This is a genomic window from Phenylobacterium koreense, from assembly GCF_040545335.1.
Taxonomy (GTDB): Bacteria; Pseudomonadota; Alphaproteobacteria; order Caulobacterales; family Caulobacteraceae; genus Phenylobacterium; species Phenylobacterium koreense.
Genome location: NZ_JBEPLU010000001.1, coordinates 1,621,140 through 1,646,825 on the forward strand (window position 1 = coordinate 1,621,140; position 25,686 = coordinate 1,646,825).

General features: G+C 68.5%; 23 protein-coding genes. 13 read left to right on the forward strand and 10 right to left on the reverse strand.

What is annotated here, in order from left to right; translation table 11 throughout:
* Positions 1 to 74: 74 nt before the first annotated feature.
* Positions 75 to 1,991 (forward strand): potassium transporter Kup, encoded by a 1,917-nt coding sequence (locus ABID41_RS08115; protein ID WP_331930866.1) that lies wholly within the window; start codon positions 75 to 77, stop codon positions 1,989 to 1,991.
* Positions 1,992 to 2,336, forward strand: a complete 345-nt coding sequence (locus ABID41_RS08120; protein ID WP_331930864.1) for a hypothetical protein — start codon at positions 1,992 to 1,994, stop codon at positions 2,334 to 2,336.
* On the opposite strand, the gene ABID41_RS08125 is transcribed toward ABID41_RS08120, so the two are convergent.
* Positions 2,333 to 2,803 (reverse strand): Lrp/AsnC family transcriptional regulator, encoded by a 471-nt coding sequence (locus tag ABID41_RS08125; protein WP_331930862.1) that lies wholly within the window; start codon positions 2,801 to 2,803, stop codon positions 2,333 to 2,335. The genes ABID41_RS08120 and ABID41_RS08125 overlap by 4 nt on opposite strands.
* A gap of 102 nt (positions 2,804 to 2,905) precedes the next feature.
* Here ABID41_RS08125 and ABID41_RS08130 point away from each other — a divergent pair, with 102 nt between their 5' ends.
* From ABID41_RS08130 to ABID41_RS08155, 6 genes are all read left to right on the forward strand, one after another.
* Positions 2,906 to 4,138, forward strand: coding sequence for an argininosuccinate synthase (locus ABID41_RS08130; protein ID WP_331930860.1), 1,233 nt, complete (start codon positions 2,906 to 2,908; stop codon positions 4,136 to 4,138).
* 206 nt (positions 4,139 to 4,344) lie between these two features.
* Positions 4,345 to 6,228 carry an acetate--CoA ligase gene (gene acs / locus ABID41_RS08135; protein ID WP_414695947.1) on the forward strand — a complete coding sequence of 628 codons (1,884 nt, stop codon included), beginning with the start codon at positions 4,345 to 4,347 and terminating at the stop codon, positions 6,226 to 6,228.
* Positions 6,229 to 6,258: 30 nt separating this feature from the next.
* Positions 6,259 to 6,807 (forward strand): SRPBCC family protein, encoded by a 549-nt coding sequence (locus ABID41_RS08140; protein WP_331930856.1) that lies wholly within the window; start codon positions 6,259 to 6,261, stop codon positions 6,805 to 6,807.
* Positions 6,808 to 6,877: 70 nt separating this feature from the next.
* The gene (locus tag ABID41_RS08145; RefSeq protein WP_354297405.1) at positions 6,878 to 7,885 is read left to right on the forward strand and encodes a small ribosomal subunit Rsm22 family protein; all 1,008 of its coding nucleotides are present in this window, start codon (positions 6,878 to 6,880) and stop codon (positions 7,883 to 7,885) included.
* A gap of 101 nt (positions 7,886 to 7,986) precedes the next feature.
* Positions 7,987 to 8,970 carry an NADP-dependent oxidoreductase gene (locus ABID41_RS08150; protein WP_331931206.1) on the forward strand — a complete coding sequence of 328 codons (984 nt, stop codon included), beginning with the start codon at positions 7,987 to 7,989 and terminating at the stop codon, positions 8,968 to 8,970.
* Between the two features lie 138 nt (positions 8,971 to 9,108).
* Entirely contained in the window at positions 9,109 to 11,907 is a 2,799-nt protein-coding gene (locus ABID41_RS08155) for a M16 family metallopeptidase (protein WP_354297406.1), read from the forward strand.
* 23 nt (positions 11,908 to 11,930) lie between these two features.
* On the opposite strand, the gene ABID41_RS08160 is transcribed toward ABID41_RS08155, so the two are convergent.
* The 3 genes from ABID41_RS08160 to ABID41_RS08170 form a co-directional block, all read right to left on the reverse strand.
* A complete protein-coding gene (locus ABID41_RS08160) occupies positions 11,931 to 13,229 on the reverse strand; it encodes an Hsp70 family protein (protein WP_331927664.1) in 1,299 nt (432 codons plus the stop codon).
* A 248-nt stretch (positions 13,230 to 13,477) separates the two neighbouring features.
* Positions 13,478 to 15,766 carry an NADP-dependent malic enzyme gene (locus ABID41_RS08165; protein WP_331927662.1) on the reverse strand — a complete coding sequence of 763 codons (2,289 nt, stop codon included), beginning with the start codon at positions 15,764 to 15,766 and terminating at the stop codon, positions 13,478 to 13,480.
* A 119-nt stretch (positions 15,767 to 15,885) separates the two neighbouring features.
* Positions 15,886 to 16,509, reverse strand: a complete 624-nt coding sequence (locus ABID41_RS08170) for a TetR/AcrR family transcriptional regulator (protein ID WP_331927660.1) — start codon at positions 16,507 to 16,509, stop codon at positions 15,886 to 15,888.
* 71 nt (positions 16,510 to 16,580) lie between these two features.
* Here ABID41_RS08170 and ABID41_RS08175 point away from each other — a divergent pair, with 71 nt between their 5' ends.
* The 4 genes from ABID41_RS08175 (at position 16,581) to dut (ending at position 19,995) form a co-directional block, all read left to right on the forward strand.
* A complete protein-coding gene (locus ABID41_RS08175) occupies positions 16,581 to 17,207 on the forward strand; it encodes a glutathione binding-like protein (protein ID WP_331927658.1) in 627 nt (208 codons plus the stop codon).
* A gap of 61 nt (positions 17,208 to 17,268) precedes the next feature.
* Entirely contained in the window at positions 17,269 to 18,039 is a 771-nt protein-coding gene (gene dapB, locus ABID41_RS08180; RefSeq protein ID WP_331927668.1) for a 4-hydroxy-tetrahydrodipicolinate reductase, read from the forward strand.
* Positions 18,036 to 19,475: an amidase family protein gene (locus ABID41_RS08185; protein WP_354297407.1), complete on the forward strand. Its 1,440-nt coding sequence runs from the start codon at positions 18,036 to 18,038 to the stop codon at positions 19,473 to 19,475. The genes dapB and ABID41_RS08185 overlap by 4 nt, the downstream gene beginning before the upstream one ends.
* A 58-nt stretch (positions 19,476 to 19,533) precedes the next feature.
* A complete protein-coding gene (gene dut, locus ABID41_RS08190) occupies positions 19,534 to 19,995 on the forward strand; it encodes a dUTP diphosphatase (protein ID WP_331929246.1) in 462 nt (153 codons plus the stop codon).
* Positions 19,996 to 20,011: 16 nt separating this feature from the next.
* Here the strand turns inward: dut and rpoN are convergent, their stop codons facing one another.
* Together rpoN and ABID41_RS08200 are read right to left on the reverse strand one after the other, a co-directional pair.
* The gene (rpoN, locus tag ABID41_RS08195) at positions 20,012 to 21,502 is read right to left on the reverse strand and encodes an RNA polymerase factor sigma-54 (RefSeq protein ID WP_331929244.1); all 1,491 of its coding nucleotides are present in this window, start codon (positions 21,500 to 21,502) and stop codon (positions 20,012 to 20,014) included.
* A gap of 82 nt (positions 21,503 to 21,584) precedes the next feature.
* Positions 21,585 to 22,166, reverse strand: coding sequence for a glutathione S-transferase family protein (locus tag ABID41_RS08200; RefSeq protein WP_331929242.1), 582 nt, complete (start codon positions 22,164 to 22,166; stop codon positions 21,585 to 21,587).
* 106 nt (positions 22,167 to 22,272) lie between these two features.
* On the opposite strand from ABID41_RS08200, the gene ABID41_RS08205 reads away from it, so the two are divergent.
* A complete protein-coding gene (locus tag ABID41_RS08205) occupies positions 22,273 to 22,998 on the forward strand; it encodes a helix-turn-helix transcriptional regulator (protein ID WP_331929240.1) in 726 nt (241 codons plus the stop codon).
* Positions 22,999 to 23,004: 6 nt separating this feature from the next.
* Here the strand turns inward: ABID41_RS08205 and lptB are convergent, their stop codons facing one another.
* The 4 genes from lptB to ABID41_RS08225 all read right to left on the reverse strand — a co-directional run bounded on the left by lptB (position 23,005) and on the right by ABID41_RS08225 (position 25,629).
* Positions 23,005 to 23,745, reverse strand: a complete 741-nt coding sequence (lptB, locus tag ABID41_RS08210) for an LPS export ABC transporter ATP-binding protein (RefSeq protein WP_331929252.1) — start codon at positions 23,743 to 23,745, stop codon at positions 23,005 to 23,007.
* Between the two features lie 32 nt (positions 23,746 to 23,777).
* Positions 23,778 to 24,320 (reverse strand): LptA/OstA family protein, encoded by a 543-nt coding sequence (locus tag ABID41_RS08215; RefSeq protein WP_331929238.1) that lies wholly within the window; start codon positions 24,318 to 24,320, stop codon positions 23,778 to 23,780.
* 66 nt (positions 24,321 to 24,386) lie between these two features.
* Entirely contained in the window at positions 24,387 to 25,004 is a 618-nt protein-coding gene (gene lptC, locus ABID41_RS08220; protein WP_331929236.1) for an LPS export ABC transporter periplasmic protein LptC, read from the reverse strand.
* Positions 25,005 to 25,011: 7 nt separating this feature from the next.
* Positions 25,012 to 25,629, reverse strand: a complete 618-nt coding sequence (locus ABID41_RS08225) for a ribonuclease D (RefSeq protein ID WP_331929234.1) — start codon at positions 25,627 to 25,629, stop codon at positions 25,012 to 25,014.
* Positions 25,630 to 25,686 lie beyond the last annotated feature (57 nt).

Here is a 25,686-nt window from a genome sequence, read left to right on the forward strand (position 1 = left end):
CGAGATTGGGTGTAATCGCGCCGGCTTTGCGGCACTCGGGCCGCGCTTTGAGCCCTTCGGCCCGGAGACCTTGCATGGCTGATTCAGCCGCCGTCGCTCAGGAAGCGGCCGAGGAATCTCAATCGCACAAGCGCGAGAGCTTCGCCGCACTGGCCCTTGGCGCCATCGGCGTCGTGTTCGGCGACATCGGCACCAGCCCCCTCTATGCGATGAAGGAGGCCCTGCACCACTCCCGCGAGGGCGGCGCCAGCGAACTGGCGGTGCTGGGCGTGGTCTCGCTGGTGATCTGGGCCCTCGTCCTCATCGTCACCATCAAGTACGTCGTCTTCCTGATGCGGGCCGACAACAAGGGCGAAGGCGGCACGCTGGCCCTTATGGCCCTGGCCCAGCGCCACCTGCCCAAGCGGTCGACGGCGGTCTTCTTCCTGGGCGTGATCGGCGCGGCGCTGTTCTATGGCGACGGCGTCATCACGCCCGCCATCTCCGTGCTTTCGGCGGTCGAGGGCCTCAAGGAGGCGCCCGGCGTCGGCTTGGGAATCGAGCCCTACCTGGTGCCGATCGCCGCGGGCGTGCTCGTCGCGCTCTTCATGCTCCAGCCCCGCGGCACCCATCGGGTGGCCGCCTTCTTCGGCCCGATCATGGCCGCCTGGTTCCTGGTGCTCGGCGGTCTCGGCCTGTTCCACATCTTCGACGACTGGACGATCGTCCGCGCCTTCCTGCCGCACTACGGGGTGATGTTCCTCTTCACCAACGGCTGGGTCGGCTTCGTCATTCTCGGCAGCGTTTTCCTGGCGGTGACCGGGGCCGAGGCGCTCTACGCCGACATGGGCCACTTCGGCAAAGGCCCGATCCGCGCCGCCTGGCTCAGCTTCGCGCTCCCCTGCCTGGCGTTGAACTATCTGGGCCAGGGCGCCAACGTGCTCGCCGACCACAACGCGCGCTTCAACCCGTTCTGGGAAATGGTGCCCGAGATCGCCTACTGGCCGGTGCTCGTGCTCGCCACCGCCGCCACCGTCATCGCCAGCCAGGCGGTGATCACCGGCGCCTTCTCCATGACCCAGCAGGCCGTGCAACTGGGCCTGCTGCCGCGGATCGACATCCGCCGCACCTCCGAGACCCAGGCCGGCCAGATCTACGTGCCGCAGGTGAACACCTACCTGATGATCGGCGTCCTCATCCTGCTGTTCACCTTCCAGACCTCCTCGTCCCTGGCCGCCGCCTACGGGATCGCGGTCACCGGCGCGATGTTCGTCGATACGCTGCTGTTCTTCGTGATCGTCCGCTACATGTGGAAGCGGCCCGTCTGGCAAGCCGCCCTGGCCGCCGGCGCCTTCGGCGTCATCGACCTGGTCTTCATCAGCTCCAACCTCCTGAAGATTCCCGACGGGGCCTGGCTGCCCCTGGTCATGGGCGCAGTGCTGGTGGTCGTCATGTGGACCTGGACCCGCGGCGCCCAGATCCTCACCGAAAAGACCCGCCGCGACTCCGTCCCGCTGGTCGAGCTGTCCGAGATTCTCAAGGCCCGCGCGCCGCACCGGGCCCCCGGCACGGCCATCTTCCTGACCTCCGACCCGGACATCGCGCCCGTCGCGCTCATGCACAACCTCAAGCACAACAAGGTCCTGCACGAGAAGAACGTGATCCTCACCGTTGTCACCACCGAGACTCCGCGGGTCAGCGAGGCCGACCGCATCCGCATCGAGCCGGTGAACGACGACTTCAAGAAGGTCTTCGTCTCCTACGGCTTCATGGAGAGTCCGAACCTGCCCAAGGCGCTCGGCCTCTGCCGCAAGCTCGGTCTGAAATTCGACATCATGGCCACCAGCTTCTTCCTCGGTCGCCGGTCCGTGGTGGCCTCGGCTCAGTCCGGCATGCCGCTCTGGCAGGACAAGATCTTCATCTTCCTGATGCGGAACGCCGCCAACCCCACGGACTTTTATAAGATCCCCCCCGGCCGCGTGGTGGAGCTGGGCACCCAGGTGAGCGTCTAGATGGATTTCCTGAGTATCGGCGCCGACGCCCTCTGGATCATCGCCCTGTCGATCATGGCGGGCGGGGCGCGGGCGGCCTGGCGCCGGATGGACGCCCAGACGCTGGTGCCGATGCGCGGAAACTGGCGCCTGCCGCGCAATCAGGCCCTCATCCTGCCGGTGCTGCTCGCATTGCTCCTGGGCGTGGCCCTGCTCTGGGCCCATCGCAACGCGGCGGACCTGGCCTACAACGTCATCTTCTTCGGCGCCCGCGCCACATTGGCGGCGATCGTGGCCATGATGCACCTGCAGTGGCTCAAGGGCGCCCTGATCACGCTCGACGCCGAAGGCGGGCTCAAGTCTTAAGGCAGCGGGATTTCGAAGCTGCGCTTGACCGTCTCCATCGGTACGTCGGTCTTCACGCTCTGGACGCTCGGAATCCGCGTCAGGTGATCGGCCTGGAAGCGCCAATAGCTGTTCAGGTCGGCGGTCACGATCCGCAGCAGGGCGTCGCACTCCCCGGTCGTCAGATAGCACTCGACCACTTCGGGAAACCGCCGCACCGCCTCGGCGAACTGCTGGGTCATGGCCGCGTCCTGGGTCTTGAACCAGACCCGGGCGAACACCGTCAGCCCGACCCCGACCTTGGCCCCGTCCACCACCGCCACATAGCGCTGGATGACGCCCGCCTCCTCCAGCAGCCGGACCCGGCGCAGGCAGGGCGATGGCGACAGCCCGACCTCCTTGGCGAGTTCGATATTCTGCATGCGGCCGTCCCGCTGCAGGGCGCGCAGAATACGGCGATCGATGGCGTCGAGCTTGATTGGCGCCATATGCCCCTCGCACAGACAAGTTTGAAATCTGGCGCCAATACCACGCCGATTGTTGGCGCATTTGCAATCCAATTGTTTTGATCCTGGCTTAGGGTGCCGCGCATGAGCACGACCAACCCCCCCATCAAGAAAGTCGTCCTCGCCTATTCCGGCGGGCTCGACACCTCGATCATCCTGAAGTGGCTGCAGACCGAGTATGGGGCGGAGGTCGTCACCTTCACCGCCGACCTCGGCCAGGGCGAAGAAATCGAACCCGCCCGCGCCAAGGCGCTTGCCGCCGGCGTGAAGCCGGAGAACGTCTTCATCGAGGACCTCCGCGAAGAATTCGTCCGCGACTTCGTGTTTCCGATGTTCCGCGCCAACACGGTCTATGAAGGGCAGTACCTGCTCGGCACCTCGATCGCCCGGCCGCTGATCGCCAAGCGCCAGATCGAGATCGCCCGTCAGACCGGCGCCGACGCCGTCAGCCACGGCGCTACCGGCAAGGGCAACGACCAGGTCCGCTTCGAGCTCGGCTACTATGCCCTCGAGCCCGACATCCACGTCATCGCCCCCTGGCGCGAGTGGGACTTCAAGTCCCGCGAGGCCCTGCTGGACTTCGCCGAGAAGCACCAGATCCAGATCACCAAGGACAAGCGCGGCGAGGCGCCCTTCAGCGTCGACGCCAATCTGCTGCACTCCTCCTCCGAAGGTAAGGTGCTGGAAGACCCGGCGATCGAGGCTCCCGAGTTCGTGCACATGCGCACCATCTCGCCCGAGGACGCGCCGGACACCCCGACCATCTTCACCATGGACTTCGAAGGCGGCGACCCGGTCGCCATCGACGGCGAGAAGCTCACCCCCGCCGCCCTGCTGACCAAGCTCAACAAGCTCGGTCACGACAACGGGATCGGCCGCCTCGACCTGGTCGAGAACCGCTTCGTCGGCATGAAGTCGCGCGGCGTCTACGAGACCCCCGGCGGGACCATCCTGCTGGCCGCCCACCGCGGGATCGAGTCCATCACCCTCGACCGCGGATCGATGCACCTGAAGGACGAGCTGATGCCGAAGTACGCATCGCTCATCTACAACGGCTTCTGGTTCAGCCCGGAGCGCGAGATGCTGCAGGCGGCCATCGACTACAGCCAGAAGAAGGTCACCGGCCAGGTTCGCGTGAAGCTCTACAAGGGCAATGTCACCGTCATCGGCCGCACCAGCCCCTACTCGCTGTACGACCAGGACCTGGTCACCTTCGAGGAAGGCAAGGTCGCCTACGACCACCGCGACGCCGCCGGCTTCATCAAGCTCAACGCCCTGCGCCTGCGCGTCGCCGCCAAGCGCGACCGCCGCGGCTGATCAATCGCGCGCAGCGCGACGGAGGGGGCCGCCCGGCAGGGCGGTCTCCGCTCCGTATTGCCTCACCCCCGCACTTTCCTGACCTCTGCGGTTGCGTCCCCCGCGTCACTCCGCATAACTCCCTCCAGAGCTTGTGACAGGGAGTGCGCAGCGTGAGCGACGGCGAAGTCTTTCCGGTTCCGAAGGCCTGGGCGCAGAAGGCCCACATGGACGCCGCCGGCTACGAGGCTGCGGTGGCCGAGGTCGAGACCAATCCCGACGCCTTTTGGACCAAGGTCGCCGGCCGCCTCGACTGGATGACCCCCTTTACCCAGGTCAAGGACGTTTCCTTCGAGAAGGAAGACTTCCACATCCGCTGGTTCGCGGACGGCGTACTGAACGTCTCGGTCAACTGCCTCGATCGCCACATCGCCGAACGCGGCGACCAGCCCGCCATCCTCTGGGAAAGCGACGACGGCCTGATGGCCCGCTTCACCTATCGTGAAGCCCTGGCCGAGGTCTGCCGCATCGCCAACGTGCTGAAGGCCAAGGGCGTCAAGAAGGGCGACCGGGTCACCATCTACCTGCCGATGATCCCGGCGGCCGCCTTCTGTATGCTGGCCTGCGCACGGATCGGCGCCATCCACTCGGTGATCTTCGGCGGTTTCTCGCCCGACTCCATCGCCGGCCGCATCCAGGACTGCGACAGCCGCATCGTCATCACCGCCGACGAGGGCCTGCGCGGCGGCAAGATCGTTCCCCTCAAGCGCAACGTCGACGAGGCCTTGAAGTCCTGCCCGCAAGTCACCGACGTCATCGTGGTGCGCCGCACCAAGGCCGACGTGCCGATGACCGAAGGCCGCGACGCCTTCCTGCCGGACCTGAAGCAGGGCGTCTCCGACGTCTGCGAGCCCGAGCCGATGAACGCGGAGGACCCGCTGTTCATCCTCTACACCTCCGGTTCGACCGGTAAGCCCAAGGGCGTGCTGCACACCACCGGCGGCTATCTGGCCTGGGCCGCCTACACCCACGAGCTGGTCTTCGACTACCGCCCCGGCGAGGTCTTCTGGTGCACGGCCGACGTGGGCTGGGTCACCGGCCACAGCTATGTGGTCTACGGCCCCCTGGCCAACGCCGGCACGTCCCTGATGTTCGAGGGCGTGCCCAACTATCCCGACCACTCCCGCTTCTGGGAGGTCATCGACAAGTACAAGGTGGAGATCTTCTACACCGCCCCGACCGCCATCCGCGCCCTGATGCGCGAGGGCGACGAGCCGGTCCTGAAGACTTCGCGCAAGTCGCTGCGCCTGCTGGGCACGGTGGGCGAGCCAATCAACCCGGAAGCCTGGCTCTGGTACCACCGCGTGGTGGGCGAGGGCCGCTGCCCGATCGTCGACACCTACTGGCAGACCGAGACCGGCGCGTGCCTGGCCTCGCCCCTGCCCGGCGCCCACCCCACCAAACCCGGCTCCTGCGCCAAGCCGATGCCCGGCGTGAAGTTCCAGCTCGTCGAGGCCGATGGCGCGGTCATCACCGGTGCGGCCTCCGGCAACCTCTGCATCACCGATAGCTGGCCCGGCCAGATGCGGACGGTCTATGGCGACGACCAGCGCTTCTTCGACACCTACTTCTCGACCTATCCCGGCAAGTACTTCACCGGGGACGGCTGTCGCCGCGACGAGGACGGCTACTACTGGATCACCGGCCGGGTGGACGACGTCATCAATGTCTCCGGCCACCGCCTGGGCACCGCCGAGATCGAGAGCGCCCTGGTCGGCAACGAGAACGTCGCCGAGGCCGCGGTCGTCGGCTATCCGCACGACATCAAGGGCCAGGGCGTCTACGCTTACGTCACCCTGAAGGCCGACGTCCATCCGACCGACATCCTCGAGGCCGAGCTGAAGGGCTGGGTCCGTCGCGAGATCGGCCCCTTCGCCGCCCCCGACGTCGTCCAGTTCGCCCCCGGCCTGCCCAAGACCCGCTCGGGCAAGATCATGCGCCGCATCCTGCGCAAGATCGCCGAGAACGACCTCGGCAACCTCGGCGACACCACGACCCTCGCCGATCCGGCCGTGGTCGAGGACTTGGTGAAGAACCGACACGGCGCCTGACGCGTTGCGCATGGCGAGGAAAGCTTCGCCATGCGCCCAGCGGTCATCATCGCCTGCATCCTCCTGGCCGCTCCGCCGGCGCAGGCGCGAGATTCGTCCTTGCGGGTCGAGGTGCTGCGTGACCCAGGCGGCGCCTCCGGCCTGATCCGCGGCGTGGTGGAGATCGACGCCCCGCCGGAAGCGGTCTGGAAGGTGCTGCTCGACTGCGACCTCGCTCCGCGCATGGTCCGCAGCCTCCGGAGCTGCCGGGTGCTGGCCAGGGACCCGGCCGGACGCTGGGACGTGCGCGAGCACGTCAGCCGCAACGGCCTCCTGCCCTCGGTTCGCAGCGTCTTCCGCTCCGACTACGACCCGCCCCGCCGCATCCACTTCTACCGCGTCGGCGGCGAGCTGAGGCTGCTCGACGGCCAGTGGCGGCTCGTCCCCCTTGACGACGGTCGCCGCACCCGCGTGCTCTACGAGAACCGCGCCTCTGTCCCCTTCGCCATCCCCGGCCCCATCGCCCGCATGGCCCTGCGCCGCGACGTCCCCGAGGCCCTTCGCGCCCTGCGCCGCGAGGCGGAGGGGGAAGCGAGATAGCGCGAGGCGTCGTCGCTCCATTTCCTCCCCCTCCCCCGCTCCGCAGGGGAGGAAAAGTGGAATAGCCCCCATGGACGAGTTAAAGCCCGCACCCATGTCCTTCGACCTGCCGCCACAGCTCCGCCTCGCCGCCGACCGCCTGCTGGAGGGCGTCTCGCGCAAGGACCTGGCCGGCCGGGCCAGCGCCATCTCCGCCCGCTATCGCGCCGGCGGCGGCTCGGCCGCCGTGGTGGCCTCGCAGGCCGACGCCATGGCCTATGTCCTGACACGCCTCCCGGCCACCTACGCCGCCGACGCCCGAGTCTTCGCCGACATCGCCGAGCGCGTTCGGGATTTCGCCCCCCGAAGCCTGCTGGACGCCGGCGCCGGGCCGGGCGGCGCCGGTTGGGCGGCCCTTGAGACCTGGCCCGGCGTCGCCCGCGCCGTCCTGCTCGACTCCAACCGCGCCTTCCTCGACCTCGCCGAAGCGCTCGCCGCCGAAGCGGCCCCCACCCTCAAGGAAGCCGAGCGCCTGCGCGCCGACCTCGCCGCCGCCGGCGACTGGCCCACGGCCGACCTCGTCATGGCCAGCTACGCCCTGGCCGAGATTGCTCCGTCCGCGCAGGCCGGCGTCGTCGCCCGCCTGTGGGATTCGACGCAGGGCGTGCTTGTCCTCATCGAGCCCGGAACACCCGCCGGCTACCAACGCATCCTCGCGGCTCGCACCCAGCTCATCGAGGCGGGCGCCCAACTCATCGCCCCTTGCCCGCACCACGCGCCCTGCCCGCTGAACGCTCCCGACTGGTGCCATTTCAGCCAACGCCTCGCCCGCTCGCGCGACCACCGCATCGCCAAGGGCGCCGAGACCCCCTTCGAGGACGAGAAGTTCATCTACCTGGCCGCCGCCCGGCCCGGCCTCGCCGTGGAGCCGCCGGCCCCGCGGGTCCTCGCCCCGCCCCGCGCCGGCAAGCCGGGGATCGAACTCAAGCTCTGCACGCCCTCCGGCGCGGCCGAGCAGCGCTTCGTCGCCAAGCGCGACAAGGCCGCCTACGCGGTCGCCCGGCGGCTGGATTGGGGCGACCTCCTCCCAACATCCTGAAACCGCCGGTTTCCAAACGCCGCCGCCCGCGGCACAAGAGAAGCTGGCCCAACGGCATTTCGGGCCACGCAAATTTCAAGAGAGAGCCCAGGGAGGCCATTATGCCCGTCAGCCGTGAGATCCACCTCGTCGCCCGCCCGAACGGAATGCCCAGGCCCGAGGACTTCGCCTTGGTGGAAACCAGCGTCGGCGACGCCGGCGACGGCCAGGTGCTGGTCCAGAACCTCTACATGTCGGTCGATCCGGCCATGCGCCCGCGCCTGACCGCCGGCCAGGACCTCAATGTCCCGATGATGGGCGGGGCGCTGGGCCGCGTCGTCCAATCCAAGAACCCCGACTTCGCCGTCGGCGACATCGTCACCAATCGCTCGGGCTTCCGGGAATATTTCGTCTCCGCCGGCAAGGACCTGAGCAAGCTGGCGGCTGATCCGGACCTTTCGCTCACCACCTACATGCACGCCATGGGCATGACCGGCTTCACCGCTTATGGCGGCCTGCTGCACATCGGCCAGCTCAAGGACGGCGAGCAGGTCTTCGTTTCCACCGCGGCCGGCGCGGTGGGCTCGGTCGCCGCCCAGATCGCCAAGATCAAGGGCTGCTACGTGGTGGGCTCCACTGGTTCGGCCGACAAGGCCGCCTGGCTGAAGGACGAAGTCGGCCTCGACGCGGTGATCAACTACAAGGAAGCCCCGATCCGGCAGGCCCTGCAGGACGCCACGCCCAAGGGGATCGACGTCTATTTCGACAATGTCGGCGGCGATCATCTGGAAGCGGCCCTCCGCCGCATGAACACCCTGGGCCGCATCCCGGTCTGCGGCTTCATCTCCGGCTACAATTCCGGCCACTCGCCGGTCTCGAACCTGTCGAACATCATCTATTCGCGGGTGATGCTGCGCGGCTTCGTGGGCACGGACTTCCCGCACCTGCACGGCCAGTTCCTGAGCGACATGGCCGGCTGGCTGAAGGACGGCAAGGTCAAGTACCAGGAGACCGTCCTCGACGGCATCGCCAACGCCCCCAGCGCCCTGATCGGCCTCATGCAAGGCGCCAACACCGGCAAGATGCTGGTCAAGCTGGCGGCGTAAAACCCGCGCTCTCTTCCTCCCCTGCGAAGCGGGGGAGGGGGACCACCCGAAGAAAAGGCGCAGCCCTGCGGCGGTCTCGCCCGCTTCCCTCCCTCGCCGCCGATGCTAGGGTCGCCGCACGCCAACCGGGAAGTCCGCATGTTCCGCCACGCCGCGCTCGCCTTCGCCCTCTGCCTGGGCCTTGCCCTTCCCGTCTTCGCCGCGGACACGGTCCCGCCCATCGCCTATCGCGAGCGCACCCTGGCCAACGGGCTGCGGGTCTATTCCTCGGTGGACCGCACCACTCCCAACGTCACCGTCCAGATGTGGTACGGCGTCGGCTCGAAGGACGATCCAATCGGCCGCTCGGGCTTCGCGCACCTCTTCGAGCACATGATGTTCAAGGCCACGCGCGACATGCCGTCCGAGACTATCGACCGCATGACCGAGGACGTGGGCGGCATCAACAACGCCTCCACCTACGACGACTTCACCAACTACTACGAGGTCGTCCCGGCCAATCACCTCCAGCGCTTGCTGTGGGTCGAGGCCCAGCGCCTGGGCTCGCTTGTCGTCGACGAGGCGACCTTCAAGTCCGAGCGCGACGTGGTGAAGGAGGAGCTGCGCCAGTCGGTGCTCAGCCAGCCCTATGGCCGCCTCTTCTACCTCTACGTCCCCGAGGCGAGCTATGAGGTCCACCCCTACAAGCGCCCGGGCATCGGCTCGATCGAAGAGCTGGACGCAGCCACCATCGACGACGTCCGCGCCTTCCACGCCGCCTTCTACCGGCCGGACAACACCGCCCTGGTCGTGGTCGGCAATTTCGACGAGGCCCAGCTCGACGCCTGGGTCGACAAGTATTTCGGCCCGCTGACCAACCCCTCGGAACCCATCGCCCGCGTCACCGCGGTCGAGCCGCCGCGCACCGCCCCGGGCGTGTTCAGGGGCTATGGCCCCAATGTCCCGCTGCCCGCGATCCTGATGACCTGGCACGGCCCCGACGCGGCCAGTCCGGACGCCCCGGCCCTGGCCGTGCTCGACGCCATCCTCTCGGGCGGCAAGTCCTCGCGCCTCTATCAGAGCCTGGTCTACGAGCAGCAGATCGCCACCGAGGTCTTCTCCGACGCCACCCTGCCCCAGCAGCCCGGCCTCATCATGCTCGGCGCCATCCTCGCAAGCGGCAAGACCATCGAGGACGGCCAACAGGCCCTGCTCGCCGAGGTCGCCCGCCTGCGCGACGCCCCGCCCACCGCCGAGGAGCTCGCCGAAGCCAGGAATGAGCTCGTCGCCAGCAAGCTGCGCGAACGCGAGACCATCGACGGCCGCGCCTTCGCCCTCGGCTATGCCCTGCGCACCACCGGCGACGCCGCCCAGGCCAACCGCGAGCTCGCCGATCTTCAGGCCGTGACCGCGCAGGACGTCCAGCGCGTGGCCCGCCAGTACCTCACCGACGCCGGCCGCATGACCATCCTCTACCAATCGGAAGCCGCCCGCCCAGCCGGCCAGGCCGACGCCGCGCCCAGGCCGCCGGTCGTCGCCTCGGCCCACTACACCGGGCCGGTGGTCACCCTGGCCCCGGAAGGCCAGCGCCAGGCGCCGCCGCCGGTCGGCGCGCCGGTCGAACCGATCCTGCCCAAGCCGGTGGAGAAGACCCTCGCCAACGGCCTGAAGGTCATCGTCGCCAAGTCCTCCGACCTGCCGCTCGTCACCGCCTCGCTCACCGTGCGCACCGGCGCCTGGGCCGATCCGCAAGGCCTGGCAGGGGCCATGGGCATGACCGCCGGCATGCTGACCGAGGGCACCAGGACCCGCAGCGCCCAGCAGATCGCCAGCCAGACCGAGGCGCTTGGCGCCACGCTCAGCTCCGGCGGCGGCCAGGAAGCCTCGGCTGTCGGCCTCAACGTCATGCCGGGCAATCTTCCCGCCGCGATGGAGATCATGGCCGACGTGGTGAAGAACCCGGCCTTCGCCCAGGAGGAGTTGGAGCGCCAGCGCACCCAGGCCCTCGACGGCCTCTCGGTGGCCTACCAGTCGCCCGGCTCACTGGCGGGCTTCGCCGCCTCGCCGGTGATCTTCTCGGGCACGACCTTCGGCCATGTGCCCTCCGGCACCCCGGCCTCGCTGAAGAAGCTGGCCACCGCCGACCTCGCCCGCCTGCACCAGACCTATTTCCGGCCCGACAACGCCATCCTGGTCCTGACCGGCGACATCACGCCCGAGCAGGGCCTGGCCTTGGCCGAGAAGACCCTCGGCGACTGGAAGGCCCCGGCCGGCGCCGCCCCGCCGCGCGGCGAGGTCGCGCCCGCGGCCCCGCCTCGCACCGTCGCCATCGACCTGCCCGGCACCGGCCAGGCGGCGGTCACCGTCGCCAAGGCCTCCATCTCGCGCAGCGACCCGCAGTACTATCCGGCGATCGTCGCCAACTCGGTGCTGGGCGGCGGCTATTCGGCCCGCCTCAACCAGGAGATCCGCATCAAGCGCGGCCTCTCCTACGGAGCCAATTCCCGCCTCTCGGCCATGCGTACCACCGGCCTCTTCCGCGCCGTGGCCCAGACCAAGAACGAATCCGCCCCGCAGGTCCTCGACCTGATCACCGCCGAGCTGAAGCGCCTGGGCGGAACCACGCCCACCGCCGATGAGCTCAAGGCCCGCAAGTCGGTGCTGATCGGCGGCTTCGGCCGTGAACTAGCCACCACCGACGGCCTCGCCGGCATCCTCGGCAACCTCGCCCTCTACGACCTGCCGCTCTCGGAGGTCGCCGCCTACACTGGCAAGGTCGAGGCGGTCACCGCCGGGCAGGTTCAGGCCTTCGCCGCCAAGAACCTCGCCCCCGACACCGTCAGCGTCATCGTCGCCGGCGACGCCAAGGCGTTCACCGAGGGCCTCAAGCAACGCCGCCCGAACCTGGAGGTCGTTCCCGCGGCCCAGCTCAACCTGGATTCGGTGAGCTTGAAATAGTCGGGGGGAGCATCTGGGAAGCCCTAAACCCCCCGCGCCCACTTCGTCAGGTCGCGCTCGCGGCCCATCAGCGCCAGGCCCGAGGCGATGGATTCCAGCTCCGATCCGCTCTCGATCTTCGACGGCTCGAAACGCCGGTAGAAGATGTCGCGCACCGCCGGAACCAGGGACGAACCGCCGGTCAGGAACACCCGGTCGATCCCTTCCGGCCCCAGCCCCGCCTCCGCCAGGGCCGCGTCGACGGCGGTTTCAATGAGCCGCAGTTCAGGCGAGATCCAGCTCTCGAACTCCGCCCGCTCCACCTCGCGCGCGATGTCGATCGTCCCGGCGTGGAAGCGGAACTGCGCCATGCCTTTCGCAGACAACGCCTCCTTCACGTCCGACACCGACCGATAGAGGCGATAGCCGTAGTTCTCGTCCAGCACTTCGACCAGGCGCTCGATCTTCTCCGGCTCGACAGCCTCTTTCACCAGCTTGCGGATCTCCCGCATGTCGCGGCTGGCGCGCATCAGGGCGAGCTGGTCCCAGCGGGCGAAGGTCGAATAGTAGCGGTTGGGGATCGGCAGCACCTTGCCGAACGAGGTGTAGCTCGAGCCCTTGCCCAGCTCGGGCGAAACCAGGTTGTCGATGATCCGGTAGTCGAAGGCGTCGCCGGCCACGCCGACACCGGCCCGGCCCAGCGGCGTAGAGCGGATCTCCCCGTCCTCACGAGTGAAGCGGATGATCGAGAAGTCGCTGGTGCCGCCGCCGAAGTCGCCCACCAGCACGGTGGCGTCCTCGGTCAGCTCGCGGGCGAAGAAGAAAGCCGCCCCCACCGGCTCGTAGGCGTAGAGGATCTCCTCAAACCCCAGTCGCCGGAACCCGGTCTCATAGCGGGAGAGCGCCAGGTTCTCGTTGGGCGCGGCGCCGGCGAAGGTCACCGGCCGCCCGACGATCGCGCGCACGGGCAGCTCCGCCATGTCCTGCCCGCCATGTTCGCGCAGCTTCAGCAGGAAGGCCGAGAGCAGGTCCTCGAACTGATAGCGGCGGCCGAGAATCTGCGTCTCGGTGAAGCTTTCCGAGGCCGCGAAGCTCTTGAAGGACTGGATGAACCGCGTCTCCAGCGGGTCTTCCACATAGGCCTCGATGGCCCAAGGGCCGGCCTCGACCTCGCGCTCCTTGGGCTGGTCGGGCGGCGCATGGAAGGAGAGCGCCGAGCGGAAGGCGAACACCTCCTTCTCCGGCGCCGGGAATTTAACGAGATGCGCCGGCCCCTCGGGGCCTGCGAGCGCGACGACCGTATTGGTCGTACCAAAGTCGATACCGATGCTGAGACCGGCCATGGTCGCGCTCCTGTCTGGGAGAAGTCTCGTCTTCTCTTTCCTCCCCTGCGTCAGCGGGGGAGGGGCGAGCGGCCGGCTCGGAGCTTGAACGCTCCCCTCCACCGCTTCGCGGCCCCCTCCGCCATCGCGACGGGCGAGGAAAAAGAAAAACGAAGACCTCCGCCTAGTTCTCCGGGGGTCGGACGGACGAGCCGTCCGCGCCCCCGAGGAGCGGACGGCTGTTTAGCTCATGTGCTTGCGCACGAGGCTCATGCCTGCCCCTCGACCAGGTCCTGCTCGTAGGCGGCCAGGGTCGCCATCTGGAGCACGCGGGACACCGAGGCCGAGAGCGGGGCGATCTGCACCGACTTCGACAGGCCCACCAGCACCGGCCCGATGACCGTCGCCCCGCCCAGCGCCTGGACGAGCTGGGTCGAGATCGCCGCCGAATGGATGGCCGGCATGACCAGCACATTGGCCGGGCCGGTCAGGCGCATGAAGGGATAGTTCACGCGCTTGCTGGGATCGAGCGCCAGTCCGGGCGGCATTTCGCCCTCGTACTCGAAGTCAACCTCCATCTCGTCGAGGATGGCGACGGCGTCGCGCACCTTCTCCGAGCGCATGCCCATCGGGTTGCCGAAGGCCGAATAGGACATGAAGGCCACCCGCGGCGTGTAACCGAGGGTCTTCACCGTCCGCGCCGCCTCCATGGCGATCTCGACCAGCTCCTCGGCCTCGGGCATCTCGGTGACGTTGGTGTCGGCGATGAACAGGGTATGGCTCTTGGCCAGCACGACGCTCATGCCCATGACCCGGCCGCCGATCGCCGGGTCGATGACCCGCAGCACCTCTTCCAGCACCTGGTCGTAGGAGCGGGTCACGCCGGTCACCATGCCGTCCGCATAGCCCAGGGCCACCATCGAGGCGGCGAAGGAGTTGCGGTCCTGGTTGATCAGCCGCTGGACGTCGCGCTTCAGGTAGCCCTGGCGCGACAGCCGCTCGTAGAGGAAGTCCACGAACTCGGGGTTATGGCGCGAGACGCGGGCGTTGACGATCTCTAGGCGGCTTTCGGCCGGGTCGAGACCCGCCGCCACCATGTTCTCCTTCACCAGCTCTTCACGGCCGACCAGGATCGCATGGCCAAGGCCCGCGGACTCGAAGGCGTGGGCGGCGCGGATCACCGTCGGCTCCTCGCCCTCGGCGAAGACGATGCGCTTGTTCGGCGCCTTCAGCACCGCGCCCTGCAGCTTCTGGAGGAAGGCCGCCGTCGGGTCGAGGCGCTGGGCCAGCGAGTCCCGATAGGCGTCCATGTCCGCGATCGGCCGGCGGGCGACCCCGGTGTCCATCGCCGCCTGGGCGACGAAGGGCGGGATGTAGGAGATCAGCCGCGGATCGAACGGCGAGGGGATGATGTATTGCGGACCGAACTTGAGCTGGACGCCATGATAGGCGGCGGCCACTTCGTCCGGCACGTCCTCGCGCGCCAGTTGGGCCAGCGCCCGGGCGCAGGCGATCTTCATCTCCATGTTCACGCGCCGCGCGCGCACGTCCATGGCCCCGCGGAAGATGTAGGGGAAGCCGAGGACGTTGTTCACCTGGTTCGGATAGTCCGACCTTCCGGTGGCGACGATGGCGTCCGACCGCGCGGCGTGGACCTCTTCCGGCAGGATCTCCGGGTCCGGGTTGGCCATGGCGAAGATGAGCGGCGTCGGGCCCATCGTCTTCACCATCTCCGGGGTCAGGGCGCCCTTGACCGACAGGCCGATGAACACGTCCGCGCCCTTCACGGCGTCGGCCAGGGTGCGCGCGTCGGTCTCGACCGCATGCGCGCTCTTCCACTGGTTCATGTCATTGGGGCGGCCCTTGTAGATCACGCCCTTGGAGTCGCAGGCGACCACGTTCTCGGGCGACACGCCCATGGCCTTGATCAGGTCCAGGGTGGCGATCCCCGCCGCGCCGGCGCCGTTCAGCACGACCTTGACCTTGGAGAGGTCGCGGCCGGTGATGTGGCAGGCATTGATCAGGCCGGCGGCCGAGATGATGGCCGTGCCGTGCTGGTCGTCATGGAACACCGGGATGTCGAGCAGTTCCTGCAGCTCGGTCTCGATGCGGAAGCACTCGGGGCTCTTGATGTCCTCAAGGTTGATGCCCCCGAAGGTGATACCGATGTTCTTGACCACCGTGATGATCTCGTCCGGATCGGTGGCGCTGACCTCGATGTCGATGGCGTCGACGTCGGCGAAACGCTTGAAGAGGACGCCCTTGCCCTCCATCACCGGCTTGGAGGCCAGGGCCCCCAGATTGCCCAGGCCCAGGATCGCCGTGCCGTTGGACACCACGGCCACCAGATTGCCCTTGGAAGTGTAGTCGTAGACGCTCTCGGGATCCTCGGCGATCTTGAGTACGGGTACGGCCACGCCGGGCGAGTAGGCAAGCGAGAGGTCCCGCTGGGTGGCCATCGGCTTGGTCGGGGCGATGGCGATTTTCCCGGGAACCGGGTGCCTGTGGAAGCTCAGCGCTTCTTCGTCCGTGAAAGTACGTTTTTCGGCGTCGCTCATAGGCGCGGCGTTTCCTCTACCCGCTTTTGAATTTGAAGTGCGCCAACCTATAGGCCCGACCCCGCCGCCACAACAGCCCGCGCCGCCGTTGCGAGAGGTGTTGCTTCCGGACGCGCCGATTAGGGCGCCGCGGGCCCGCAGATGAGCGTCAGGCCGGCCTCGTAGATCGCGCGCAGGGTCGGCTCGTCGGCCCCTGCCCGGGCGCGCACCGCCATGGTGTGGAGCAGGCCGGTGGCGAGCTTGGCCAGGCCCGCGGGATCGGCCCCTGCCGGAAGCTCATCCCTAGCCTTCGCGAAGGCCGCGGCGAAGCAATCGTCCATTTCCTGGAAGGCCGAGGCCAAAACCTGCCGAACCGCGGGGTCCGCGACCGATTCCGTCACCGCCGTGCCGATCAGGAAGCAGCCCCTCTGCCCCTCGTCGCCGGCCCGATAGAGTTCGCTGGCCCTTGAGAAGACGAACAGCAGGCGTTCGCGCAGGCTTCCTGTCGCGGCCAGGCCGTTCGTCAGGCTGACGATCATGTCCTGCCGATTGCGCTGCAGCGCCGCGAGATACAGCGCCCGCTTGTCCCCGAACGCCCCGTAGAGGCTGGGCCGGTTCAGGCCCGTCGCCGCCGACAGGTCGTCCAGCGAGGTCGCCGCATAGCCCTTGCGCCAGAAGGTGTCGCGCGCCTTCAGCAGCGCCGCGTCAGGCTCGAAGCTCCTGGGCCGCCCTCGCCTCACGGGCGCCGTTTCTTTTTGTACCATTTCGCAAGAAATCCTTGACGGCCGATTATTTCGTATCGGACGGTATGAAAATCAACGACGGAGCTTCCCCCATGGACGTTTATTTCTCCCCGCTCGCCTGCTCCCTGGCCACCCGGATCACGGTCTACGAGGCCGGCGCCGAGGACAAGGTCGGCCTGCACCGCGTGGACACCAGGTCCCAGACCACCGAGACCGGCGAAGATTATCGCGCCGTCAATCCCAAGGGCCTCGTCCCGGCCATCCGCACCGACGCAGGCGAAGTGCTGACCGAGAACGCCGCCGTGCTGCAGTACCTGGCCGACGCCTTCCCCAAGGCTGGCCTCGCGCCGGCGGCCGGATCGCTGGAGCGCTACCGCCTTCAGCAGTGGCTGAGCTTCGTCGGAACCGAACTGCACAAGCTGATCTACAATCCACTGCTCTCGTCCGCCGCCAACGACGGCGCCAAGGCCTTCGCCCGCGAGGTCGCGCCGAGCCGGCTGGCCTATCTGAACGAGCACCTGACCGGCCGGGACTACCTGCTGGACCGGTTCAGCGTCGCGGACGCCTATCTGGCCGCCGTCCTCAACTGGAGCCCCTTCGTCGGCCTCGACCTCGACCAATGGCCGGCGCTCGCCGCCTATCGCGACCGGCTCGCCGCTCGCCCCGCGCTCGCCCGCGCAATGAAGGAAGAGTTCGACCTCTATCGCGCGGCGGCTTGACCACGGCTCCGGGGACGCGAGACTAGGCCGCGAGTTTTTTCGCGTCCCCGGAGAGTTTCCCCTGACCGCCCCCATCGATATCGCCGTCGCCGGCGCGCTTGGCCGCATGGGACAGGCCGTCACCAAGGCGGTTTCCGGCCGCCAGGACGTGCGCCTCGCCGCCCGCTTCGACCGTCCGGGCGCCGAGGGCGAAGGACTGGTCTCGCTGGAAGCGGCGCTTGCGGCCGCGCAGGTGGTCATCGACTTCACCACTCCGGCGGCTTCCGTCGCCCTGGCCAAGGCCGCCGCCGCGCGCGGCGGCCCGGCCCTGGTGATCGGCTCCACCGGTCTCTCGGACGAAGACATCGCCGCGATCGGCGAGGCAGCGAAGAAGGTGGCCATCGTCCGCGCCGGCAACTTCTCGCTGGGCGTCAACATGCTGATGGGCCTGGTCGCCCAGGCCGCCCGGGCCCTGCGCCCCGAGGCCTACGACATCGAAGTGTTCGAGGCGCACCATCGCCGCAAGGTCGACGCCCCCTCCGGCACCGCCCTGATGCTCGGCGAGGCCGCCGCCGCCGGCCGGGGCGTCAAGCTCGCCGATGTCGCCCAGCGCGTCCGCGACGGCGTCACCGGCCCGCGTCCGGCCGGCGAGATCGGCTTCTCCGTCCTACGCGGCGGCGACATCATCGGCGAGCACTCGGTGAGCTTCGTGGCCGACGACGAGATCCTGACCCTCAGCCACTCGGCCCGCGACCGCGGTCTCTTTGCCCGCGGCGCGGTGGAGGCCGCCCGCTGGGCCGCCACGCAGCCGCCGGGCGAATACGACATGCAGGACGTGCTGGGGCTGAAATGACCTCCGATCTCCTCGCCCGGGACGCCACCGACCAACTCGCGGCCCTCCGGACGAAGGAGATTTCCGCGGTCGAGCTGCTCAAGCTCGCCCTGGCCCGACACGAACAGACCCACCAGCGGCTGAACATCGTGGTCGCCGCGGATCTCGGCCGGGCGCTGGACGCCGCCAAGGCCGCCGACGACCTGCGGGCCAAGGGCGCGGGCGGGCCGCTCACCGGCCTGCCCATGACCATCAAGGACACGCTCGACGTGGCGGGCATGCCGGCCTCCTCCGGCGTCGAGGCCCTCCGCCGCCGCAAGGCCGAGGACGCCGGCGCCGTCGCCCTGGCGCGTCAGGCCGGCGCGGTGATCTGGGGCAAGACCAACGTTCCGGTCATGGCCGCCGACTGGCAGAGCTTCAACGGGCTCTACGGGACCAGCAACAATCCCTGGGACACCTCGCGCACCCCTGGCGGCTCTTCCGGCGGCGCCGCCGCGGCCCTGGCCGTCGGCGTGACCCCGCTGGAGATCGGTTCCGACATCGGCGGCTCGCTGCGCGCGCCGGCCAGCTTCTGCGGCGTCTTCTCGCACAAGCCGACCTGGGGCCTGGTGCGCCAGGCGGGCCATGTGCCGCCCTCGCCGGGGTCGCACGCCGAGCGCGATCTGAACGTGATCGGGCCGATGGCGCGCTCGGCGCGGGACCTTCGCCTGCTGATGTCGATCCTGACGGAAGGTGTGCCCGCCAAGGCCGAGGTCGCCGATCCGGCCCGGCTGAAGATCGGGCTGTGGCTGGACGGCCCGCCCCTCGACCCCGAGGTCCGCAAGGTGATCGAGAATCTGGGCGAACGCCTCGCCGCAGCGGGCGTGGAGATCCAGCCGATCTCCGCCCCTGTCCCGCTGGACCAGCTCATGGCCGCCTATCAGGTGCTGCTGAGCTCGGTGATCGCCACCGACATGCCCTCCTCGGTCCAGGCCGGAATGCGCCGGATGCGCGGCCCCGCCGGCCTGGCGATGAAGTTCGGCGCGGCCCCCGGATCCTGGGCCCGCACGGTGCGCGCCTATACCGCCAGCCACGCGGAATGGATCGCCGCGGACGAGATCCGCGCCCGCCTCAAGCGCACCATCGAAGGCGCGTTCGGCGCGCTCAACGCCATCATCGCGCCGGCCACCCCCGTTGCAGCCTTCCCGCATGACCACCGGCCGTTCACGGATCGGAAGCTGACCCTCACGACCGGCGCCCAGGTCCGCTACGCCTCCATGCTGGACTGGATCGCCCTGGCGACCGCCTGCCATCTGCCGGTCACCACCATACCTGCGGGCCTGACCGCCTCTGGCCTGCCGGTCGGCGCGCAGATCATCGGCCCGCACGGCGCCGACTCCCGCACCCTGGCCATCGCCCAGGCCATCGACGAGAACGTCGGCGGCTTCGTCGCCCCTCCGTCCTTCGCCGCAGCTTGAGGCGGACGCCGGGCTCTGGCATCTGGCGGTCAGCACCTCCCCGCAGCAAGGACCCGTCATGACCCAGCCCCGCTTGACCGCGCAGTTCAAACGCTGGGAAGGCAATTCCGACCTGCCCCTGCCCGCCTACGCCACCGCAGGCGCCGCCGGCTTCGACTTCCGCGCCGCCGTGCCGGAGGGCGAGACCGTGACCATCGAACCAACGGCCCGCGCCCTGATCCCCACCGGCTTCGCCGTCGCCCTGCCGGCCGGCTACGAAATGCAGATCCGCCCGCGCTCGGGCCTCGCCGCCAAGAACGGCGTCTCCATCGTCAACGCGCCCGGCACCGTCGACTGCGACTATCGCGGCGAGATCCTGGTCTGCCTGATCAACCTGGGCGCGGAGGCCTTCCACGTCCGCCGCGGCGACCGCATCGCCCAGGGGATCATCGCAGCGGCCCCGCAATGGAGCCTGGTGGAGGTGGAAGAGCTGGACGATACCGTCCGCGGCGCCAACGGGCACGGCTCCACCGGAGTCTAGCGGCCGAGGAAAGCGCCTAGGCCAGTTCCTTCAGCATCCGCCGGCGTTCGACCGACGACGGGATGCGCATGGCTTCGCGGTACTTGGCGACGGTGCGCCGGGCGATGTCGATCCCGGTGTCCTTGAGGATCTCGACGATGCGGTCGTCGGAGTGGACCTGGGCCTGGGTCTGCTCGCTGTCGATGAGCTGCTTGATCTTGTGGCGCACGCTCTCTGCGGAATGGGCCTCGCCGCCGGAGGTCGAGGCGATCGACGAGGTGAAGAAGAACTTCAGCTCGAACATCCCGCGCGGCGTGGCGATGTACTTGTTCGAAGTCACTCGGCTGACGGTCGATTCGTGCATGCCGATCGCGTCGGCGACGGTCTTCAGGTTCAGCGGCCGCAAGTGCTCGACCCCATAAGCGAGGAAGCCGTCCTGCTGGCGGACGATCTCGCTGGCGACCTTCAAGATGGTCTTGGCCCGCTGGTCGAGGCTCTTCACCAGCCAGTTGGCGCTGGCCATGCAGTCGGCGACGAAGGTCTTTTCCTGGTCTGTGCGCGCGCCGCCGGACACTCGCGCATGATAGCGCTGGTCCACCAGCAGCCGCGGCAGAGTGTCGGTGTTGAGCTCAACGTGCCAGAGCCCGCCCGCCCCCTCGCGCACGAAGACGTCGGGCGACACCGGCTGGCTCGGCTCGCCGCCGAAGGCCGCGCCCGGCCGCGGTGTCAGGGCGCGAATCTCGGCGATCATGTCACGCAGGTCGTCGTCGTCCACGCCGCAGACGCGCCGCAGGCCGGCCATGTCGCGGCGGGCCAGCAGGTCCAGGTTGTCGAGCATGGCGACCATGGCCGGATCGCAGCGGTCCAGCTCCTTGAGCTGCAGCATCAGGCATTCGCGCACGTCGCGGGCGAAGACGCCGGTGGGCTCGAAGCCCTGCAGCACGTCGAGCACCTCTTCCACGGCGGCAAGTCCGCAGCCCAGCCGATCGGCGGTCTCGGCGAGATCGCAGCGGAGATAGCCGCCATCGTCCACGCCGTCGATCAGCACGGCGGCGATGGCCCCCTTGGCGGCCGGCAGGCTGGCCACGGCGAGCTGGTCGTGCAGGTGTTCGGCCAGTGTCTTTTCGCGGGTCAGCCGACCCTCGAAGTCGTCGGTGTCCTCGAAGCCGCCGCCCTTGCCGGCGCGGGACCAGTCGATCGCCCCTCCGGCGTTGGCCGCCCCTTCCACATCGCCGGTCGCGCGCTCGCCGGGGGAGGCCTGGTCGTGGGAGACGTCCATATCGGCGGCGGCCGCATGGTCGGAGACCTGGTCGGCGGCGTAGGTCTCGGCCTCGTGAATCGGCTCCTCGCGCTCGGGCTCCGAATCACGCTCGTCGCGCTGCAGCAGCGGGTTGCGCTCCAGTTCGCCCTCGACATAGGCCTCGAGCTCAAGGTTCGAGAGCTGCAGCAGCTTGATGGCCTGCTGCAGTTGGGGCGTGATGACCAGCCCCTGACCCTGCCGAATCTCTAGCCGCGCGCCGAGCGCCACACTCGCCTCCTGGCCTGTTTCTTGCTGGCGAGGTTAGCGCGGTCGTCCCAACTGAATCGTTAACCGCACGGCCAAGCTTGGCTCAGGCTGCGACGGCGACGTCCGGAAAGTCGAGCGGCGTCCAGGCGAACTCCGGATAGACCCCCGCCATCATGCGATCCACATAGGCCGTGAGCCTGCCGAAGGTGAGCGCCCTTCGAAGCAGCGCTTCGCAACCCGGCCTCGTCAGCCCCGCCAGCAGTCCGAGCGCGGCCGCATCGACGGCGGTCGGCCGCAGGCCCATCAGGAAGGGCCTGTCTCCCAGCAGCGCCGCGAGGGCCGACAGGGAGCGCACGCCCTGGGCCAGGATCTCGGCTTCCGAACCGCGGCCCGACTGATTTTCGATCATCCGCTCGATGGCCCAGGCCTGGGCGCGCTCGACGGCGCCGAGACCGGAATCGAAGTCGATCCCGTATTTCCTCTCCAGGTGCAGGCGTATGAAATGGCTGCCTGCGACCGAGCGCCCGTCGTCCTCGATCCAGGGAAGCCGCCGGCCGGGCATCGGGACGGAAAGGGCCTTCACATAGGCCAGACCCGCCATCCGAAGCTGCGCCTCGGCCTTGATCACCTGCGGGCATGCCTCCGGAAGCCCGAAGCTCTCGCCGAAACCATAAAGCGTGATCATGGGGGACTCTCCCGGGTTGAAAGAACCCGGTTGGCTTAGATCCCGCCTACTGCCACCATGCTGTCAGCATCGCCGGCCGATGCTGACCCCCATGAAGCGGATCTCCATGCGACGCGCCGACCGCCTGTTCCAGATCATCCAGATCATGCGCCGGGCGCGGGCGCCGGTGACCGCCGACCGGATCGCCGAGGAGCTGGAGACCTCCAAGCGCACGATCTATCGCGACATCGCCACCCTGATCGGTCAGCGCGTGCCGATCCGCGGCGAGGCCGGCATGGGCTACATCCTTGACCAGGGCTTCGACCTTCCGCCGCTGATGCTGACCCCCGACGAGATCGAGGCCGCGGTGCTCGGCGCCCAGTGGGTGATGACCCGCGGCGACCCGTCCCTCTCCCGCGCCGCCCAGGACCTGATCGCCAAGATCGGCGCCTCGGTGCCCGAACGCCTGCGTCCCTTCGTGCTGGAGCCGGCCGGCCGCGCCGTGCCGGCCTGGCGCGCCGCCGAACCCGACGGCCTGGACATGGCGATGGTGCGAACCGCGATCCGCGCCGGCCACAAGATCGCCCTGCGATATCGCGACGAGCAGGACCGCCAGAGCGAACGGGTGATCTGGCCGATCACCGTCGGCTATCACGAGACCGTCCGGCTGCTGGTCGGCTGGTGCGAACTGCGGACCGACTTCCGCAACTTCCGCACCGACCGGGTGATTTCCGCCGAATTCCTCGAGGAGCGCTATCCGGAGCGCCCATCACTGCTCCGCGCACGCTGGCGCGCGGTCGTCGAGGCCGAGCGGCGCCGCCACATGGAGGCTCAGGGCAAAGCCGCCGAGTGAGGCGCTCTAGTCCTGTCCGAAATGCTCGCCCAGATAGACCCGGCGGACGTCGGGATTGTCGACGATCTCGTCCGGCGTGCCTTCGAACAGCACCTCGCCGGCATGGATGATCGAGGCGCGGTCGATGATGTCCAGGGTCTCGCGGACATTGTGGTCGGTGATCAGGATGCCGATGCCCCGGCCCTTCAGATAGGTGATCACCTCGCGGATGTCGGCGATGGCCAGCGGGTCGATGCCGGCGAAGGGCTCGTCCAGCAGCATGAAGGACGGTTCGCTGGCCAGGGCGCGGGCGATTTCCACCCGACGCCGCTCGCCGCCCGACAGCGAGATCGCCGGCGCGGCGCGCAGGTGCTCGATGCGCAGCTCCTGCAGCAGCTCGGTCACCGTGGCCTTGGCGCGCGACTGGCTGCGTTCACGCAGCTCCACCACCGCCATGACGTTCTCTTCCACCGTCATGCCCCGGAAGATCGAGGTTTCCTGCGGCAGGTAGCCGACGCCCATGCGGGCGCGCTGGTACATCGGCTGGCGGGTGATGTTCTCGCCGTCGAGGAAGATCGAGCCGTAGTCCACCGGGATCAGGCCGGTGATCATGTAGAAGCAGGTGGTCTTGCCCGCGCCGTTGGGGCCGAGCAGCCCAGCGACCTCGCCACGCGCCAAGCGCAGCGAGACGCCCTTCACGACCGGGCGCTTGCGGAAGGACTTGCCGATATTGTCGACAATCAGCCCTTCGCCCGCCAGGCCGGGCAACGACTCGTCAGCTTCAACCGTCAAGGGAACCCCTATCTCCGGGCCGAGGGCTGGCCGGATTGCTCCTGCGGATAGATCACGGCGCGCGGACGCGCCTTGCCTGCGCCCTTGGACCCCGCCTCCATCTGGGCGTCGCCCGTGGAGACATTGACCACCAGCCGGCTGCCGCGGATCACGTTCTGGCCCGAGACCGCGACGACGTCGCCGGTGATGACGATGGTTTCGGTGGTGACGTCATAGGTGGCGTGGTCGCCGCGCACCCTCTGCTGGGGCGTCACGTAGAAGACGTTGCCGATCGCTTCCATGCGCTCCAGCGCGCCGCAGGACGAACCCTGCGAGCCGGCCTTGGCCGGGCCGCGCTTGGAGAAGGTCTTCAGGACGTCGGCGCGCAGCCGCGTGCGATCCTGCAGCGCCTCGGCCGATCCGCTCCAGATCGACATGCACTCGTTGTTCACCACCTCGAGGGAATCGGCGGTGATGTCCACGGGCGCGTCCGAGCTCCGGGCGATCTGCGCCGCAGCCGGTCCCGCGCCTATGGCCATCGCCAAGGCCGCCAAGGCCGCCAGCTTCGTCATGTCCAACCCGCTCATTCTCATGAAGCCCATTTGGGACGCCCGGTGCGAAAGGTCGAGTGTAAAGCTCTACTTCGAATCGATGCGTCCACGCACCCCGCCCTTGAATACGAGACGCTCGCCCTTGTCGTACACGCCATAGGACTTCGCGGTGATTTCGCCAAGCTGTGAGGCGCCGGAGATCTGACCCTGGCCCTCCAGTTCGCCGGTCGCCGTATTGAAGATCGAACTGATGGTTTCGAAAGTCACGTCACCGCCGCTCATCTTAACGCCGCCTTCCAGATTCAGCATCCGGCGATCCTCGTTGTAGACGCCCGATTTGGCGGTCACCCGGGTCGGATTGACGCCCTCGGCGTCGAGGATCAGCGCCGGCCGGTCCAGCAGCACGCGCTGGTAGTCGTTCTCGTCGCGCACGGCGGAGGCGGCCGTCAGCACGAAGGCTCGCCCCTTGTCGTCCTTGCCCACGAAGCGCGGATTGACCAGCTCGATCGGGGCGTCCGCCTCCTGCCGGGCGGTGTCCCGGCCCATGAGGGTGGTTTGCAGCACGAAGCCGAGCATGGCGAGCAGGATCAGGCCGATCAGCGCAGGCAGGATCACCCGCAGCCGCCGGACGAGGCGCGAGCGTCTGCGCCAGCGCTGGAAATCGCCGCGGGCGTCTATGCGTGCGGGTGTGACGGCCGCCGTCAAGCCGGCCTCAGGAATGGGCGAAGATGTCGACCTCTTCCCAGCCCCTCACATCCAGGAGGGCGCGGTGGGGAAGGAAGTCGAAACAGGCGCGCGCCAAGCCGTCTCGCCCTTCGCGGACGAGCATCATGTCGAGCTTGTTGCGCAGGGCGTGCAGATGCAGCACGTCGGACGCAGCATAGGCGAGCTGATCCTCGCTGAGCTTCTCGGCCCCCCAGTCGGAGCTCTGCTGCGCTTTGGACATGTCGACCCCGAGCAGCTCGCGGCTGACATCCTTCAGGCCGTGGCGGTCCGTATAGGTCCGCGCCAGCTTCGAGGCGATCTTGGTGCAGTAGACGGGTGCGGTCATCACGCCCAGATGCAACTGGAACATGGCGATATCAAAGCGGCCGAAGTGGAAGATCTTCAGGACCTTCGGATCGGTCAGCACCCGCTTCAGGTTCGGCGCGTCGTAGTCCGGGCGCTTGAGCTGGACGATATGGGCGTCGCCCTTGCCGTCGGAGAGCTGGACCACACAGAGCGGGTCGCGCCCCAGGCCCAGGCCCATGGTCTCGGAATCGACGGCCACCGCCTCGGCGTCGACGAACAGGCCATCAGGAAGATCGCCGATATGCAGAAAGTTGGCCAAGGGCCTCACGCTCCGAACTCAAGATTTGCCCCTCTATAGCTTGAGAAGCCTGAGAGG

Bases quoted from the DNA above. Each gene is read 5' to 3' on its own strand.
- dut (WP_331929246.1), top strand. From the start codon at position 19,534: ATGACCCAGCCCCGCTTGACCGCGCAGTTCAAACGCTGGGAAGGCAAT.
- ABID41_RS08200 (WP_331929242.1), bottom strand. From the start codon at position 22,166: ATGATCACGCTTTATGGTTTCGGCGAGAGCTTCGGGCTTCCGGAGGCA.
- ABID41_RS08130 (WP_331930860.1), top strand. From the start codon at position 2,906: ATGAGCACGACCAACCCCCCCATCAAGAAAGTCGTCCTCGCCTATTCC.
- ABID41_RS08170 (WP_331927660.1), bottom strand. From the start codon at position 16,509: ATGGTACAAAAAGAAACGGCGCCCGTGAGGCGAGGGCGGCCCAGGAGC.
- ABID41_RS08150 (WP_331931206.1), top strand. From the start codon at position 7,987: ATGCCCGTCAGCCGTGAGATCCACCTCGTCGCCCGCCCGAACGGAATG.
- ABID41_RS08115 (WP_331930866.1), top strand. From the start codon at position 75: ATGGCTGATTCAGCCGCCGTCGCTCAGGAAGCGGCCGAGGAATCTCAA.
- ABID41_RS08140 (WP_331930856.1), top strand. From the start codon at position 6,259: ATGCGCCCAGCGGTCATCATCGCCTGCATCCTCCTGGCCGCTCCGCCG.
- ABID41_RS08165 (WP_331927662.1), bottom strand. From the start codon at position 15,766: ATGAGCGACGCCGAAAAACGTACTTTCACGGACGAAGAAGCGCTGAGC.
- ABID41_RS08125 (WP_331930862.1), bottom strand. From the start codon at position 2,803: ATGGCGCCAATCAAGCTCGACGCCATCGATCGCCGTATTCTGCGCGCC.
- ABID41_RS08175 (WP_331927658.1), top strand. From the start codon at position 16,581: ATGGACGTTTATTTCTCCCCGCTCGCCTGCTCCCTGGCCACCCGGATC.
- ABID41_RS08120 (WP_331930864.1), top strand. From the start codon at position 1,992: ATGGATTTCCTGAGTATCGGCGCCGACGCCCTCTGGATCATCGCCCTG.
- ABID41_RS08155 (WP_354297406.1), top strand. From the start codon at position 9,109: ATGTTCCGCCACGCCGCGCTCGCCTTCGCCCTCTGCCTGGGCCTTGCC.
- acs (WP_414695947.1), top strand. From the start codon at position 4,345: ATGGACGCCGCCGGCTACGAGGCTGCGGTGGCCGAGGTCGAGACCAAT.
- ABID41_RS08145 (WP_354297405.1), top strand. From the start codon at position 6,878: ATGGACGAGTTAAAGCCCGCACCCATGTCCTTCGACCTGCCGCCACAG.
- ABID41_RS08215 (WP_331929238.1), bottom strand. From the start codon at position 24,320: ATGACGAAGCTGGCGGCCTTGGCGGCCTTGGCGATGGCCATAGGCGCG.
- ABID41_RS08185 (WP_354297407.1), top strand. From the start codon at position 18,036: ATGACCTCCGATCTCCTCGCCCGGGACGCCACCGACCAACTCGCGGCC.
- ABID41_RS08205 (WP_331929240.1), top strand. From the start codon at position 22,273: ATGCGACGCGCCGACCGCCTGTTCCAGATCATCCAGATCATGCGCCGG.
- ABID41_RS08160 (WP_331927664.1), bottom strand. From the start codon at position 13,229: ATGGCCGGTCTCAGCATCGGTATCGACTTTGGTACGACCAATACGGTC.